The following is a 14,798-nucleotide window of genomic DNA, read 5'->3' on the forward strand; positions in this document are numbered from 1 at the left end:
TGCCGGTGAGTGTCGTACCGGATATCCATGGCAAACTTTCAATGCGGTGGCGAACGGCTGCCCACCGCGCCGGCGGCGAACCGCCGCCCACCCGACGGAAGAAGGCCACCGACCGATGGACCAGCAGCAACTACAGACGCTCCGACAGCTGTACGTGCGACAGCGCATCCGGTTGATGGTCAACCAGTACGAGGTCCGTGCCGTCGGCCCGGACGGCTCGCCCGGACCACTGCTCGCCTTCGCCCAGCAGAAGCGGCTGGCCTTCCGCGAACAGGTCACCCTCTACGCCGACGACCAGCGCCAGCAGCCCGTACTCGGGTTCAAGGCCCGGCAGGTGATCGACCTCGGGGCGACCTACGACGTGACGGACGCCGCCGGCCACCCGATCGGACTGTTCCGCAAGGACTTCGCCCGGTCGCTGCTGCGCTCCACCTGGCACCTGGAGCAGCCCGGCCTCGGCGTGGCGACCGGCGCGGAACGCAACATGGTCGTCGCCCTGCTCCGCCGGTTCAGTGACCTGCTCTCCTGGCTGCCGTACCACTTCGACTTCACCATCGACGGCCAGCCGGCCTTCTCCGTGGTGCGCAAGTGGGGCCTGCGGGACAACTACCAGGTCGACATTCACCACCCGCAACTGGACCGCCGCCTGGTGATTGCCATGGCCGTCGCGCTGGACGCCCTGCAGTCGCGGTGACCTGCCGATCCCGCCCCGGGGCGGCCGGTGATGCCATCCCGGCAGCCGGGCCGGGGCGGCCGCTGGCGTACCGGCTTCACTAAGATATCGATTTGTGATGGCCGGATGTGGGGAAGCAACCACCAGTCTGGACCGACGGCTGCGGCAGACCCGGGAGCACCACTTCGTCGGCCGGGCCGCCGAGCTCGCTCTGCTGCGGCAGGCGTTGGAGCGCGCCCCCGAGCCGCTCGGAGTGCTCTACCTGCACGGGCCGGGCGGCATCGGCAAGTCCACCCTGCTGCGGTACTTCGGTGACGAGGCGGCCGCCGCCGGGCGACGGGTGGTGCATGTGGACGGCCGGGCGGTCAGTCCGTCACCGGCCCGGTTCGAGCTCGCCGCCGGCGACGCGCTGGCCGACGACACGGCGGTGCTGCTGGTCGACTCCTTCGAGCACTGCCAGGGGCTGGAGGACTGGCTGCGGGACCGGTTCCTGCCCCGACTGCCGGAGTCCGTCCTGGTGGTGTTGGCCGGCCGGGGCGGTCCCGGGCCGCAGTGGCGGGCCGATCCGGCCTGGCGTGACCTGCTGAAAGTCATCCCGATGGGCAACCTGTCCCGGGAGCATGCCGTCGCGTTGCTCAACCGCCGGGGCGTACCGCCGGATCTGCATCCCTCGGTGTTGTCGTTCGCCGGCGGCCACCCGCTGGCGCTGCGGCTGGCAGCCGAGGTTGCGGTCACCCACGACGCCGCCGCCACCGCCGCCTGGCGGCCCAGCCTGAACGTGGTGGAGACCCTGCTCACCCAGCTGATCGGGGAGACGCCGTCGCCGCTGCACCGGCAGGCGCTGGAGATCTGCGCGCACGCCCAGACGACCACCGAAGGTCTGCTGCGGGCGGCCCTGGACCGCGACCCCGGGCCGATCTTCGCCTGGCTGCGTGAGTTGCCGTTCATCGAGTCCGACACCCGCGGCCTGCGCCCGCACGACGTGGTCCGCGACGCGCTCAACGACGACCTGCGCTGGCGTGACCCGCAGGGCTACGAGACGATGCACCGGCGGTTGCACGCCTACCTGCTCGAGCAGGCGTTGGCCGCCACCGGGCCGGCGGTGCTGCCGGCGGTCGGCGCGATGATGTACCTGCAACGGCACGCGCAGGAGATCCGCCGCTACTTCACCTTCGCCGGCGAGGGCGAGGCCTACGAGGATCCGTACCAGCCGGCGGACCGGCCGACGGTGCTGGACCTCGCCGGCGAGGCCGAAGGCCCGGAGTCCGCCGCGCTGGTCGGCTTCTGGCTGGACCGCCAGCCGGAGGGCTGCCGCGTCTACCGCAGCTCCGCCACCGACGAGGTGGTGGGCTTCATGATCTGGCTGGACCTGGACGACCCGCAGCCGGCCGAGCTGGAAGCCGATCCGGTCGTCGACACCGCCTGGCGGCACTGCCGGGCCAGCGCCCCGCTGCGCGGCGGCGAACACATCGGTCTGGCCCGGTTCATGGTGCATCCCCCGTCCTGCCAGCGGCCGTCGCCGGTGACCGACATGATCCAGATGCGGATGCTGGCCCACTACCTGCATGACAAGGGTCTGGCCCTGCACTACCTGGTGCTGCACGACGCCGAGTTCTGGGGGCCGCACCTGGCGTACTTCGACGAACATCCCGTCGAGACGGTGCCGCAGGTCGGCGGACGCCCGTACCATCTGTTCTTCCACGACTGGCGGGTCACGCCGCTGATGCACTGGCTCGACCACAACCAGCAACAACTGTTGTACGGGCTGCAGCCGCGTACCGCCCGGCCCGGCGCCGACCTGCTGGTGCTGTCCCGCCCCGAGTTCGACGCGGCGGTCCGGTCCGCGATGCGGGCCTGGCGCCGCCCCGACGCGCTCGCCGCCAACCCGCTGGTCCGTACCCGGCTGGTCGCCGACCGCCCGGACGGCGACCCGGTCGACGCGCTGCGCGGCGTACTCGGTGCCGCGCTCGACGGCCTGCGCGACGACACCCGGTCACACCGGGTGCTGGTCACCACGTTCGTGCACGGCACCCCGACGCAGGAGGCGGCGGCGGACCGGCTCGGCCTGCCGTTCAGCACCTACCGGCGGCATCTGACCCGGGCGTTGGACCGGATCAGCGACGCCCTGTGGCACCGCGAACTGCACGGCTGACCTGCACCGCGAACTGCACGGGCTGACCGTAGCTGAGCGACGGTCGGGTCACGACTCCCGGCGCCACAACAGCTCACAGACCCGGTCGATGGCGGCCCGCAGATGCCGCTTGTACGTGCTGGCCGGCAGGCCGAGCCGGTCCGCCGCCGCCTCCTGGGTGGTCGGCCCGGCGAGGTAGGTGGCGGACAGCACCCGGTACAGCTTGGCGTCGCGGGGGTCGTGCCGCAGCGACTCCGCCGCGTCGGTCAGCAGCGTTCGCAGCGTGTCCACCGGGTCCCGGGCGCTCGACTGATCGGCGGCGGAGCCACCCCCGGGGTCGACCACCAGCCGGCTGCGGGTCAACGGGTTGGCCCGCAGCGCCGACCCGTCGTGCAGCCGCCGCAGCGCCGACCGGACCGCCGCGTCGAAGTCGGGCCGGGACAGCACCGTGTGGACCGGGGTCGCGACGGCGGTGGTCGCGCCGGTCGAGGACCGGGCCGGCGCGGCGGTCAGCGGCCACGCGGTCACCCGGGCCGCCCACACGTCCACCGGGACCGCCCGCCAGTCGTGCGCGTACAGGTCGTACGCCCGGCCGTCCACCACCGGCCGGGGCCGGACCGGCTGGTGGTCGATGAACTCGGCCACCCCGACCGCCTCGTCCGCCAGCGTGAGGAACGACCAGGCGAGCCGCTGCGACCGGATCCACCACTGCAGGGTCCGGACGTGCATCAGATCCCGGACCGCGGAGCGCCGCCGCGCCGCCAGCGGGTAGCTGAACCGGGTGAGCAGGATGTGTTCGCCGGCCCGGGGTGGCGCTGCGGCGGCGTACCGCCAGACCGCCGCAACCACCGGGTCGGCGGCGATCTCGTCCGGGTCCGGGCCGGTCAGCCGCAGGGTCACCTGAAACCCGGCGACGGCTCCGTCGAGCGAGCGCCGGTACACGTCGAACGCCTCCGGTTGGCGGTCCAGCCAGAAGCCGACCAGCTGGTCGGTGCCGTCGCCGGACTCCCGCACGATCCGCCGCAGGGTGGCGTGGTCGCCGGGCGTCGCCCGGTCCGGGTAGACCGCGCCGCCGCCGTGGCGCAGCGCGAACGGCGCCATCACGGCGGTGTCCTGCAGGATGTGGTACAGCGAGCGGACCGCCGGCAGCACGGCCTCGCCGCTGGCGGCCCGCGCCCGGTGCAGCAGGTGGGCCGCCACCCGGGTGTGCATCACCTGGTAGCCGTGCGGGTCCCGCCAGCGCAGATCCGCGTCCAGCACACTGCGTACCACGTCGTGCGGGACGACCCCATCACGGCCACTTTGGACGAATGGTAGCCGGCGCAGCCAGGCGAACAGCTCCGCCGCCGCCTCGCCGACCACCGAACGCAGCAGGTCCTCGGTGGTGGTCAGCGCGTGTGAGCAGGTCTCCAGCGCGAGCCGGTGCTGCGCCGACGGCACCTCGCCGACCAGGTGGTGCAGCAGCGTCGCGACGACGTCCGGGGTCGGTGTCCAGGTGGCGGCGGCCCGCCGGTCGCCGACCGCGACCGCAGCGGAGAGGTTGAGCGCGAGCGGATGGCCGCCGGCGAAGCGCAGCACCGCGTCCCAGAGCTCACGCGGTACGCCGCGTCGGTCCAGCAGCTCGGTGGCCGCGGCCGGCGGCAGACCGCCGAGGCTCTCCACTCGCAGGACGCCGGACCAGCCGAGGTCGGCCTGCCACTCGCAGTCCGGTGCCTGCCGGCCGGCGACCACCACGACGACGCCGTCCGGGATGCGCGGCAGGAACCGGTCCCGCAGCCAGCCTTCCAGGCCCTGGCAGCGTTCGAACGTGTCGACGAGCAGGACGGCCGGGGCGCCGCTGAGCGCGGCGTAGGCGGCTGCGGTGAATCCGGCCGGGGACGGGTCGATGCCGGCGCCGTCGACCTGAACGACGATCCGGCCGGCGTCGCGGGCGAGGGCCGCGAACCGACGCAGCAACATGGACTTGCCGATGCCGCCGGGGCCGTGCACGAACCACACCGGACATCCGTCTGGCGTGCCGGCCAGTGCGGCCCGGAAGGCGTCCAGTTCGGCGGTACGGCCGACGAACGCCTCCTCGCGGGCCGTTCCCAGTCGGTTTGCCAGCCGCCCAGCCACCGCACCCCCCGTGATCTGGTCCACCCGGCATACTACGGTGGGTTACCGCCGGTGCTGAACGGCAGCCCGGCTGCTGCGTCGAGTGGTCGACTCGCTTCGCCGGCCGGTAGCAGCCCGTCGCGCTGGGTGTCCGTCTGGGTGTCCGTCTGGGTGTCCTCGACGGCCGGCCCGCCCGCGCCGGGTCGCCACCAGTTGGCCCGGCCGAGCAGCGCCATCGTGGCCGGTACCAGCAGGCCACGGATGATCGTGGCGTCCACTGCGATCGCCACCGCCATCCCCAGCCCGAACATCTTGATCACCGGGCTCGGGTTGAGCACGAAGCTGGCGAAGACGCAGACCATGATCAACGCGGCCGAGGTGATCACCCGACCGGTGGCGGCCAGCCCGGTCCGTACCGACAGCAGGTTGTCACCGGTCCGTTGCCAGCTCTCACCGACCGCCGTCAGCAGGAACACCTCGTAGTCCATGGACAGGCCGAACAGCAGCGCGAACAGCATCATCGGCACGTACGACTCGACCGGTACCGGGCCGTCCAGCCCGGTCACCGCGGTCCCCCACCCCCAGACGAACACCGCGACCAGCGCCCCGTACGCGGCACCGACCGACAGCAGATTCATCACCGCCGCCTTGACCGCCAGCACGGGCGCCCGGAACGCGAACAGCAGCAGCAACGCGGAGAGCGCCACCACCACGGCGATCACCCACGGCATCCGGTCGGCGACCCGTTCGGTGAGGTCGGACTTGATCGCCACCGCGCCGGTGACGTGCAGCTGCCCGCCGTCCGGCTGGACGTCCCGCAGCGCCGCCACGGTGTCCACGGTGGCCGGATCGCTGGGGGCGGTGGTCGGCTGTACCCGCAGCGTGCTCACCCGACCGTCGTCGGAGACGGCCGGTGGCGCGACGGCGGCGACGCCACCGGTCGCGGACAGCTCCTGACGCAGCGCCAGCACGCGCGGGTCGTCCGGCCCGGTGGCCGGCGAGTCCCACTCGACGACCACGCTGAGCATGCCGTTGACCCCCGGCCCGAACCCTTCGGCCATCAGGTCGTAGCCGAGCCGGGTGGGGCTACCCGGCAGATCGTCGCCGGGGTCGGTCTGCCCCAGCTGCAACCCGAGCGTCGGCGCCGCCAGCAGGGCCAGCAGGGCGGCGGTGCCGAGGGCGTAGCGGCCGGGGCGGCGGGTGACCCGGTCGGCCAGCCGCCCCCAGAAGGCGCCGCTGTCACCGCGTCGGCGCAGGCCGGGAACGCGCAGCGCGCCGATCCGGGGGCCGAGTACAGCCAGCAGCGCCGGCAGCAGAGTGGTGGCGGCGGCCACCGCGACCAGCACCACCAGCCCGGCCGTCCAGCCCAGCGTGGTGAGGATCGGCACCTGGGCGACGGCCAGCCCGCCGAGCGCGACGATCACCGTACCGCCGGCGAACAGCACCGCACTGCCGGACGAGGCGACCGTGGCGACGATCGCCGGCCCGATCGCCGTACCGTCGTCGAGCAGCGTCCGGTAGCGGGTGACCAGGAACAGCGCGTAGTCGATGCCGACACCGAGGCCGATCATCGTGGCCAGGGTGCTCGCCACCCCCGGCATGTCGGTCAGGTGCCCGGCCAGCCCGACCGTGCCGACCCCGATCAGCAGCGTGAACAGCCCGGTGAACAGTGGCAACGCGGCGGCGACCAGCCCACCGAAGACCAGCACCAGCACGATCACCGCGACTCCGAGACCGAGCAGTTCGCTGGTGTGGGTCGCGGCGTCGTGGCGGGCCAGCGCGCCGCCGGGCACGGTCTCGATGCCGGCGTCGCGGGCCGGGGCCGCGGCGTCGACGATGTCGTCGGACATCTGCCGGGTGACCGAGCGCGGGCCGACATCCAGCCGTACGGTCGCGTAGCCGATCGTGCCGTCGGCGCTGATCGTGCCGGCTGCGGCGGCCGGCGGGGTCACCGACACCACGTGCGGTGCCTGCTCGACCCGGTCGAGCGCGGCGGTGACCGCCGCGATGTTCGCCGGGTCGTCCAACCGCCCGTCGCCCGCTTCGAAGATCAGCTGCCCGCTGGCCTCGTCGCTGCCGGAGAAGTGCTGGTCGAGCAGGTCCCGCCCGATCTGGCCGTCGCTGCCGGGCAGCGAGACGTCCTCCTCGGTCGGCCGGCCGAAGCCGGCGATCAACGCGGCCACCGTGACGGCCATCAGCAACCAGGCGCTGATCACCCACCACGGACGCCGTACCACCGCGCTGCCGACCGCGCCCATCATCCGGTGGACGGCACCGGTCTCCACCGTGTTCACGCTGACTCCCTGCACTTGTCGCTCTCTGACGGCGTCGCCCGTCCGGCGGGCCGTAGGTCGTCCCCGCCGACGGTGACGGACTCGCCGGTGATCTCCAGACGCAGCCCGTCGGCGGTCGCGGTCAGTCCCTGGTACGCCAGCCCGGCCGGCAGCTCGGGCAGCTCCCGTTCGATCCGGCGCTCGCTGAGGGCACCGGCGCTGAGGGCACCGGGCAGCCGGTCGGCGGAGCGGCGCAGCCCGAACACCTCGACCTCCACCGGCTCGATCCGCAACATGCGGCCGTCGAGCACGGGTACGGCGTACACGGTCACCGGCACGGCCTGGCCGAAGATCGTCGCTGTCACGTCAACGATCAGCTGACCGTTGTCGCTGCCGCGAATCCGCACGTCGGCCCCGGAAAGCAGGCCGCCGACGGGGTCGTCGGCCTCGTCGTCGGCCCGGTCGGCGGCTCCGTTGTCGGCTCGGTCGTCGGCGAGTGAGTCGAGGCGCGCGAGGTCGACCGTGAGCGCGGCGTACAGCCGGCCGATCCGGATCTCGACGTGGCCCGACCCGGCGGCGCCGGCACCGGCCGCCGTCAGGTCGCCGTCGAACTCGACGTCGGAAACCTCGGCGGTGATCCCGGCGATCGGCAGTTCGCTTTCGCCGAAGCGGTCGGCGGTGACGGTGAGACCGGCGAACCGGCCGGCCAACACCTGCGTCACGAAGGGGAAGCCGTGTACATCGACCTGCGGCGGCTCGGCCAGCCCGAGGACACAGCCGGCGGTGTCGGCGAGCCGGGCGCCGACCACGCCGGCGGCGATCCGGTCCGCGACGACGAGACTCCCGGGGATCAGCAGTGCCGCGGTGAGCAGCAGCCATCCTCGCCGGTTGCGAGGTCTCCAGATGCGCATGCCCCGATCACACCCGGCTGCGGTGCAAGCCGGACGTGAGTTCGATGAGAACCCGTTAAGAACTGGGTCCCTGTCGTTTTCTGCCAGCGGCTTCGGCGTCGATACGGTGGTCGAGTCGTAGATGTCGTAGATGCAGCGAGGAGGCCGGGTGTCTGATCCAGCCGCTCTCAGCCGTTGTCAGCCGTTGGTGACCAAGGGCCTGGTCAAACTCGCCACGACCACGACGAACGACCTGGACCGACTCCCGCGTTACGACGTGCCTGAGGACGCGTCACCGCTGGACCTGCTGATCGAGGCCCGCGAGGACGAAGACCGTTGATCTAGTTCGCTGGTCGGATAACCCGTTACGAGACCAGACCTGCTCGGCCGCAGCACTTCTTGTACTTGGTACCCGACCCGCACCAGCACGGATCGTTGCGTCCCGGCGGCCAGACGATGGTGTCCTGGTCGGCGGCCAGCCTGGCGTACCGGGTCTTCACCGCCGAGTCGAGCGGCGACTCACCGATCCGCTCGGCGAACTCCGACAACCCGGCAACCGTGGCCGGCACCACGCGGATCGCCGGCACCCCGCTCTCGGCCAGGCCGCGCCAGCGACGCTCCGCCGCCGGGAAGTACTCCTCGTCAGGGTCGACGTACGCGTCGGGCCACCGGCGGCGGGCCTCGGCCCGCTCGGCGCGCTGAAACACCAGCAGCCGCAACTGATCGGGTATCCGACCCGACTCGAAGTGCTCACGCGCCTCGTCCAACGTCGTCGGCAGTCCGGTCGGCTCGGCCGTCTGCTGCGCCGGTGCCGCCGGAGCTATCTCGTCGGTGGCGTCGGCCGGCAACCCGAGCCGGCGCCGGACCTCGCGCCGGGCCCGGACCAGCACCGACGACATCCGCATCCAGCCGTTCGGCCCGCGTAGCGCCTCGAGATCGTCGGGCGTCAGGCGGGCGACGGCCCGGTCGTACCATTCCAGCGCCGCCGGCAGGTCACCGCGTTCGGCCAGCAACTCGGCGACGAGAGTGCACTGCCCCTCACTGAGGTCAGGGTCGCGGGCGAGCCGGTCCAGCTCCGCGTACGCCTCGCTGTCCGCTCCTGATTCGAACTCGATCCCGGCCAGGTCGCACCGCGCGTAGCAACCGTCCTCGCCGCCCGTCGCGATCAGCTCGGCGAGCAGCTTGCGTGCCCGGTCGAGTTGGCCGGCCGCCCGCCACGCCTCGGCCGCTTCCAGCAGGAGCTCGGCCCGCTCGTCCGGATACTTCTCCGCGTCGGCTTCAATCGCCGCCGCCCGCGCGGCGGCTTGGTTCGCCGGTTTCGTCGCCACGGCCGGAGACCGTACCCGCTGTGCCCGCCGACGTCACCGCGACACTCCCGCCCGGCGCTGCTCGTCAACCGCAAGCCGCTACGGGGGTGCGAGGGAGCATTCTGGCAGCGGAGTCCGGCAAGTGGTACCGTATCCGGTACAAGATTGAGGAGGTGTCGTGGCGGCGGCGATCAGTGCGAGCGAGGCCCGCAAGACCCTGTTCCCGCTCATCGAGCGGGTCAACGAGGACCACACCCCGATTGAGATCGTCTCCAAGCGGGGCAACGCAGTGCTGGTGAGCAAGGAGGACTGGGATTCGATCATGGAGACGAACTACCTGCTCCGGACGCCTGCCAACGCGAATCACCTGATGGAGAGCATCGATCAGTGGCGGGCCGGGACCGCCGTCGAGCGTGACCTGGGTCTCGACGAGTGAAGCTCACCTGGACCGACAACGCCTGGGCCGACTACCTGTACTGGCAGACCCACGACCGCAAGACGCTAAGGCGAATCAACGCCCTGATTTCCGATATCAAGCGGGACCCTGACGGGCCAGGCATCGGCAAGCCCGAGATTCTTCGGAACAACCTTGCCGGCCTGCGGTCGCGGCGCATCGACGATGAGCACCGTCTGGTGTACGCGGTCGAGCAGGGGGCAATCACTGTCATTTCATGCCGTTACCGCTACGAGTGACGCCAGCGGCACCGGCCGGCGCGGCCGGGACGGTGAACCAGATGGTGGTCCCGCCGCCGGGAGTGGTGTCGGCGCCGACCTCGCCGCCGAGAGCCCGTACCGTGTCGGCGACGATCGCCAACCCGAGCCCGCTACCCTCGGCGGCGCCGCCCGCCGCGCCCGCCCGGTAGAAGCGGTCGAAGATCCGTTCGGCGGCCTCCGGCGTCAGCCCCGGCCCGGTGTCCGACACCGCCACCCGGACCCGCCCGGCGTCGGCGTGCACCGACACCTCGGCGTTCGCCTCGACCGGCGTGTGCGCCCGTACGTTGGCCAGCAGGTTCGCCAGCACCCGCCGCAGCGCGTCCGCGTCGCCGGCGACGAGCAGATGTGGTGGCGAGTCCAGCGCGATCACCCGTTCCGGTTCGACGGCGAGCGCGTCGGCGATCGCGTCGCGGGCCAGCACAGCGATGTCGACCGGATCGTCCTGCAACTGCGGCTCGGCGTCCAACCGGGCCAGAAACAGCAGGTCGGACACCATTGTGGACATCCGGGCGGCCTCGTCGTCGAGCCGGCGCAGCACGTCCGGCCGGCGCTGTTCGTCGACCATGCCGCCGCGTAGCAGCTGGGTGTAGCCGCGGATCACGGTCAGCGGGGTGCGCAGCTCGTGCGACGCGTCCGCGACGAACGACCGCATCCGCTGCTCGGAACGTTCCCGCACGGCCAGCGCGGCGAGGATCCGGTCCAGCATGCCGTTGACCGCCAGGGTCAGCCGGCCGGCTTCGGTACGCCGTACCCGTCGGGGGTCGTCGGTGATCGGCACCCGGCGGTCCAACTGCCCCCCGGCGATCGCGTCGGCGGTCCGCGCGATGTCGTCCAACGGCCGCATCCGGGCCACGATCAGCATCCGGGCCAGAAACGCCAGCAGTACGGCGACCGCCACCGAGACCAGCACCTCGATGCCGAGCAGCCGCGCCACGGTCTCCCGGACCGGGGACAGCGGCAGCCCCAGCAGCACCACGCCGGGGCCGGCGTCGACGGTCACCACCCGGTACACCCCTTCCGGGGTGGTGATGCTGGTCAGCGGGGACTGCCCGCCGGGCGGCGGGGCCGGTGCGGCGTCCAGCAGCGGGGTCGCCGGCACCGGCGCGGTGGACGCGAACCGGGTCAGCTCGCCGTCACCGGTCCGGATCTCCACCAGGAACTCGGTGGGGCCGATCACCGCGCGTACCGTCTGGTCCCGCTGGTCCCGTTCGCCGACCCGGGCGATCTGCCGGCTGCCGCTGGCGACCAGCGCGGCGGCCGTGGTGAGCTGCTCGTCGGTCCGGTCCATCAGCTGCTGGCGCAACGCGACCGCGCTGACCCCGCCGGTGATCAGCAGCGCGGCGCAGGTGAGCGCGACGGTGGCGGCGATCAGTGACCCGCGCAGCGACCAGCGCGGCGCCCGGCGGGTGCGACCGTGCGGTGCCCGGCGGGTGCGACTGCGCGGTGCCACGCCTCACCCCTGCACGGCGGTACGCAGCGCGTAGCCGAAGCCGCGGTGGGTGACGATCAGCGGCTCACCCAGTGGGTCCAGTTTGCGGCGCAGGTAGCCGATGTAGGTGTCGACGACGTTCGACTCGCCACCGAAGTCGTAGCGCCACACCGCCTCCAGGATCTGGCTGCGGGACAACACCCGGCCGGAGTTGAGCATCAGATACCGCAGCAGTTTGAACTCGGTCGGCGACAACTGGACCGGGGCGCCGGCCCGCTGCACCAGCAAGGTGTCCTCGTCCAGCTCCAGGTCGGCGTAGCGCAGCACGGGACCGGCCCGACCGGCCGTGCCAGCCGGATCGCCCGGCCCGGTGGGACCGTCTCGGCCGGCGGTGCCGGAGCCGACCCGGCGCAGCACCGCCCGTACCCGGGCCAGCAGTTCCTCCACCGCGAACGGCTTGGTCAGGTAGTCGTCACTGCCGAGGGTGAGCCCGGAGACCAGGTCGCGGCGGGCGTCGCGGGCGGTCAGGAAGACGATGCCGAACCGGTGGCCGCGTTGCCGTAGCCGTCGGCACAGGTCGAACCCGTCGCCGTCGGGCAGCATCACGTCGAGTACGACGAGATCCGGTCGCCCCGACTCGGCGAGCTGCTCCGCCTGCGCCACGGTGGTCGCGGAGTCGACGGCGAAGCCGTGGAAGGTGAGCACGGTGACCAGCATGTCGACGATGTTCGGTTGGTCGTCGACGACCAGGATGCGCGCCGATGCGTTGCCCATGTCTGCTGATCAGATCACGCAATCATGGGAGAAGGATGAGAACCGGCGGCACCGGTCAGCCGTGGCCCGTCACAGGCAGCACCAGCAGTAGAGGTGGTCACCGGCGTCGCGGGCTCGTCGGGCGAGACCGGCGATCGCCTCGATCACCGGGACAAGCTCGCCTTCGGGCAGTGGGCCGGAGTGGGCGAACTCGTCGATCCGCCCCCACCGCGCCGACAGCTCCGGCAGCTGGCCGTCGCTGATCGAGGCGAGGGTGTCCCGGGTGGCGTCGTCGAGGCTGAACAACCACGGGCCTTCCTCCTCTGGACTCCAGAGCAGCCGGCTCTGCACCAGGCCGGCCCGCCAGGGCGCGTCGCGGACGAAGCTGACGAGCTGGCCGAGAGCGACCGGAGGGTCGATCCACTTGAGGTCGACGGCGTCCACGGCAACGCCGTCGGCGCCGGCAGCGCGGGCGACCGGCCCGCCGGCGAGCTCGTCCATCAGCGCGATCGCCGCGTCGTCGTCGGTGGACCGGAAGTAGTCGTACAGCACACCCATGCCGGTCACCTCACCACATGGATGCGACAGAAGAATCAGGCAACCGACCGCGGTACGTGACGCGTCGTCTCCTACGTGCGCGCGACGAAAACGATGATCACGATGGCCCTGCTGGTGCTCGGCGGTTCGCTGCTGGTGCCGGGCAGCGCCTCGGCGACGGCCGGCGTCGAGGCGCTGCCGGACCGGGTCGGCACCCCGCCGCTGGGCACACTGCGGATCACCGACCCGTTCCCGATCGGCGCGGCGGCGGTCGCGGTCAGCGGGTTCGGCGGCGCCGACACCGGCAGCGTCGCCGTGGTGGACGCCGCGACCGGTCGGTACCGGGTGCACCGGGTCGGGGTGACCGCCCCGGCCGGCGAGGTGGTGCTGCTCTCCCCGGACGGCACCCGGTTGGCGCACCAGTGGAGCGACGACCAGTGGAGCAACGGACAAGGCAGCGACGACCAGCGACTGACCGGTGTCGCCGTCATCGACCTCGGCGACCGGTCGGTGCAGACGGTCGGGCCGGGCGTCGGCGACAGCGTCCTCACCCGGCCGCTGGGCTGGTCGCCGGACGGCAGCCGGCTGGTGCTGGTCGACTCGGTGCCGCAGACACCGGACCGGTCGGCGTACCGGGCGGTCGTCAGCCTGGTCGACGTGGCCAGCGGATCGGTACGGGAGCTGGCCACCACCGACGACGACGCCACCGCGCCCGTCCCCGGTTACGCGGTCGCGTTCACCGCCGACGGCCGGCGGCTGGCGCTGCAGCTTGGTACCGAGCTGACCATTGTCGACCTGGCCACCGACCGGCGGCACACGCTCGACCTGCCGGCCGGCCGGACGCTGGCCGGCAAGGGCGCCTGGCAGCCGGACGGCGGCAGGCTGACCCTGGTCGAGCACGACGGTGACGACTGGCGGCTGATCGGCGTCGACCCGGCGACCGGCACCGAGGCGCCGGGCCAGCGGCTGCCCGCCGTGACCGACATGCTGGCGGTCCGGCTGCTCGGCTGGCAACCGGGCGGGGCGGCCGTGGTGGTCGCCTACCAGCCGGGGCCGACCGGCCGGAGTTCCTACCCGTCGCTCGGGCAGCGGATCAGCTACGGGCACGTCGGCGGCGTACAGCTGATGTCGTTGGCGCCCGGTGAGACCACACCGACGGTACGGATGACGGCCGCTGACGGGGTACGGGCGATCGACGTGGCCGACCGGGCGCTCGCCACCGGGGTGATCCGGCCGGGGCAGCAGCCGTCCCGCTGGCCGGGACCCCGGTTCTGGCTGTGGCCGGCGGTGGGGCTGGTCGTCGCGGCGCTGCTGCTGCCGGTCGCGTACCGTGCTGTCGGTGTCCGACGCCGACTTTCTGACCACCACCCGTGACTCCTACGACGCGATCGTCGGCGAGTACGCCGAGGCGGTGAAGACCGAGCTGGACGAGTCACCGCTGGACCGGGCCATGCTCGGCATGTTCGCCGAGCTGGTGCGCTCGACGGGCAACACCACGGTCGCCGATGTCGGTTGTGGGCCGGGCCGGGTCACCGGGCTGCTGGCCGGGCACGGGCTGGACGCGTTCGGTGTCGACCTGTCCCCGGGCATGATCGCGCACGCCCGGCAGGCGTACCCGGGGCTGCGGTTCGAGGTCGGCTCGATGCTCGACCTGGACCTGCCCGACGGCGGACTCGGCGGGCTGCTCGCCTACTTCTCGATCATCCACCTGCCGTGGCAGCGGCGGCCGGAGGCGTTCGCCGAGTTCCACCGGGTGCTGGTGCCGGGCGGCTACCTCATGCTGGTCTTCCAGGTCGGCGACGACATCCGGCACCGGGACGAGTTCGAGGGCAAGCGGATCGACCTGCGTTTCCACCGGCAGCGGCCAACCGAGGTGGCGCGGTTGTTGACCGAGGCCGGCTTCCTGGTCCTGGTGACCGTCGAGCAGACCCCGCCGGCACCGGGCCGCCCGCCGCTGGGCATGCTGGTCGCCCGCAAAACCTGACCGGTGGCACCGG

At 72.5% G+C, this 14,798-nt stretch carries 14 protein-coding genes; 7 read left to right on the plus strand and 7 right to left on the minus strand.

Annotated features, from left to right (window positions below; genetic code table 11):
- Positions 1 to 115 precede the first annotated feature (115 nt).
- Both O7629_RS28910 and O7629_RS28915 read left to right on the plus strand, forming a co-directional pair.
- Positions 116 to 694: a hypothetical protein gene (locus O7629_RS28910; protein ID WP_278173212.1), complete on the plus strand. Its 579-nt coding sequence runs from the start codon at positions 116 to 118 to the stop codon at positions 692 to 694.
- Positions 695 to 791: 97 nt separating this feature from the next.
- A complete protein-coding gene (locus tag O7629_RS28915; protein ID WP_278173214.1) occupies positions 792 to 2,825 on the plus strand; it encodes an AAA family ATPase in 2,034 nt (677 codons plus the stop codon).
- Positions 2,826 to 2,873: 48 nt separating this feature from the next.
- Here the strand turns inward: O7629_RS28915 and O7629_RS28920 are convergent, their stop codons facing one another.
- The 3 genes from O7629_RS28920 to O7629_RS28930 are packed head-to-tail and all read right to left on the minus strand — an operon-like array spanning position 2,874 to position 8,082.
- Positions 2,874 to 4,943, minus strand: coding sequence for an AAA family ATPase (locus tag O7629_RS28920; RefSeq protein ID WP_278173215.1), 2,070 nt, complete (start codon positions 4,941 to 4,943; stop codon positions 2,874 to 2,876).
- A gap of 8 nt (positions 4,944 to 4,951) precedes the next feature.
- Positions 4,952 to 7,192, minus strand: coding sequence for an MMPL family transporter (locus tag O7629_RS28925; protein WP_278173216.1), 2,241 nt, complete (start codon positions 7,190 to 7,192; stop codon positions 4,952 to 4,954).
- Complete coding sequence (locus O7629_RS28930) at positions 7,189 to 8,082, minus strand: DUF2993 domain-containing protein (protein WP_278173218.1); 894 nt, start codon at positions 8,080 to 8,082, stop codon at positions 7,189 to 7,191. The genes O7629_RS28925 and O7629_RS28930 overlap by 4 nt, the downstream gene beginning before the upstream one ends.
- 148 nt (positions 8,083 to 8,230) lie before the next feature.
- On the opposite strand from O7629_RS28930, the gene O7629_RS28935 reads away from it, so the two are divergent.
- A complete protein-coding gene (locus O7629_RS28935) occupies positions 8,231 to 8,401 on the plus strand; it encodes a hypothetical protein (RefSeq protein WP_278173220.1) in 171 nt (56 codons plus the stop codon).
- 25 nt (positions 8,402 to 8,426) lie between these two features.
- On the opposite strand, the gene O7629_RS28940 is transcribed toward O7629_RS28935, so the two are convergent.
- Positions 8,427 to 9,389 (minus strand): SEC-C domain-containing protein, encoded by a 963-nt coding sequence (locus O7629_RS28940; protein ID WP_278173221.1) that lies wholly within the window; start codon positions 9,387 to 9,389, stop codon positions 8,427 to 8,429.
- Between the two features lie 157 nt (positions 9,390 to 9,546).
- On the opposite strand from O7629_RS28940, the gene O7629_RS28945 reads away from it, so the two are divergent.
- Both O7629_RS28945 and O7629_RS28950 read left to right on the plus strand, forming a co-directional pair.
- Complete coding sequence (locus tag O7629_RS28945) at positions 9,547 to 9,804, plus strand: type II toxin-antitoxin system prevent-host-death family antitoxin (protein ID WP_278173223.1); 258 nt, start codon at positions 9,547 to 9,549, stop codon at positions 9,802 to 9,804.
- Positions 9,801 to 10,061: a Txe/YoeB family addiction module toxin gene (locus tag O7629_RS28950; RefSeq protein WP_278173225.1), complete on the plus strand. Its 261-nt coding sequence runs from the start codon at positions 9,801 to 9,803 to the stop codon at positions 10,059 to 10,061. The genes O7629_RS28945 and O7629_RS28950 overlap by 4 nt, the downstream gene beginning before the upstream one ends.
- Here the strand turns inward: O7629_RS28950 and O7629_RS28955 are convergent.
- From O7629_RS28955 to O7629_RS28965, 3 genes are all read right to left on the minus strand, one after another.
- The gene (locus O7629_RS28955; RefSeq protein WP_278173227.1) at positions 10,033 to 11,532 is read right to left on the minus strand and encodes a HAMP domain-containing sensor histidine kinase; all 1,500 of its coding nucleotides are present in this window, start codon (positions 11,530 to 11,532) and stop codon (positions 10,033 to 10,035) included. The genes O7629_RS28950 and O7629_RS28955 overlap by 29 nt on opposite strands.
- A 3-nt stretch (positions 11,533 to 11,535) precedes the next feature.
- On the minus strand, positions 11,536 to 12,285 hold the full coding sequence (locus O7629_RS28960; RefSeq protein WP_278173228.1) for a response regulator transcription factor: 750 nt from the start codon (positions 12,283 to 12,285) through the stop codon (positions 11,536 to 11,538).
- A 69-nt stretch (positions 12,286 to 12,354) separates the two neighbouring features.
- Positions 12,355 to 12,822 (minus strand): hypothetical protein, encoded by a 468-nt coding sequence (locus O7629_RS28965; RefSeq protein WP_278173229.1) that lies wholly within the window; start codon positions 12,820 to 12,822, stop codon positions 12,355 to 12,357.
- 75 nt (positions 12,823 to 12,897) lie between these two features.
- Between O7629_RS28965 and O7629_RS28970 the strand changes: the two genes are divergently transcribed.
- Positions 12,898 to 14,175, plus strand: a complete 1,278-nt coding sequence (locus tag O7629_RS28970) for a hypothetical protein (RefSeq protein ID WP_278173231.1) — start codon at positions 12,898 to 12,900, stop codon at positions 14,173 to 14,175.
- Positions 14,141 to 14,785 carry a class I SAM-dependent methyltransferase gene (locus O7629_RS28975; protein WP_278173232.1) on the plus strand — a complete coding sequence of 215 codons (645 nt, stop codon included), beginning with the start codon at positions 14,141 to 14,143 and terminating at the stop codon, positions 14,783 to 14,785. Before O7629_RS28970 ends, O7629_RS28975 begins: the two co-directional genes overlap by 35 nt.
- Positions 14,786 to 14,798: the final 13 nt, after the last annotated feature.

This window comes from Solwaraspora sp. WMMD792 (genome assembly GCF_029626105.1).
Taxonomy (GTDB): domain Bacteria; phylum Actinomycetota; class Actinomycetes; order Mycobacteriales; family Micromonosporaceae; genus Micromonospora_E.

Bases quoted from the DNA above. Each gene is read 5' to 3' on its own strand.
- O7629_RS28910 (WP_278173212.1), top strand. From the start codon at position 116: ATGGACCAGCAGCAACTACAGACGCTCCGACAGCTGTACGTGCGACAG.
- O7629_RS28915 (WP_278173214.1), top strand. From the start codon at position 792: ATGGCCGGATGTGGGGAAGCAACCACCAGTCTGGACCGACGGCTGCGG.
- O7629_RS28930 (WP_278173218.1), bottom strand. From the start codon at position 8,082: ATGCGCATCTGGAGACCTCGCAACCGGCGAGGATGGCTGCTGCTCACC.
- O7629_RS28960 (WP_278173228.1), bottom strand. From the start codon at position 12,285: ATGGGCAACGCATCGGCGCGCATCCTGGTCGTCGACGACCAACCGAAC.
- O7629_RS28965 (WP_278173229.1), bottom strand. From the start codon at position 12,822: ATGGGTGTGCTGTACGACTACTTCCGGTCCACCGACGACGACGCGGCG.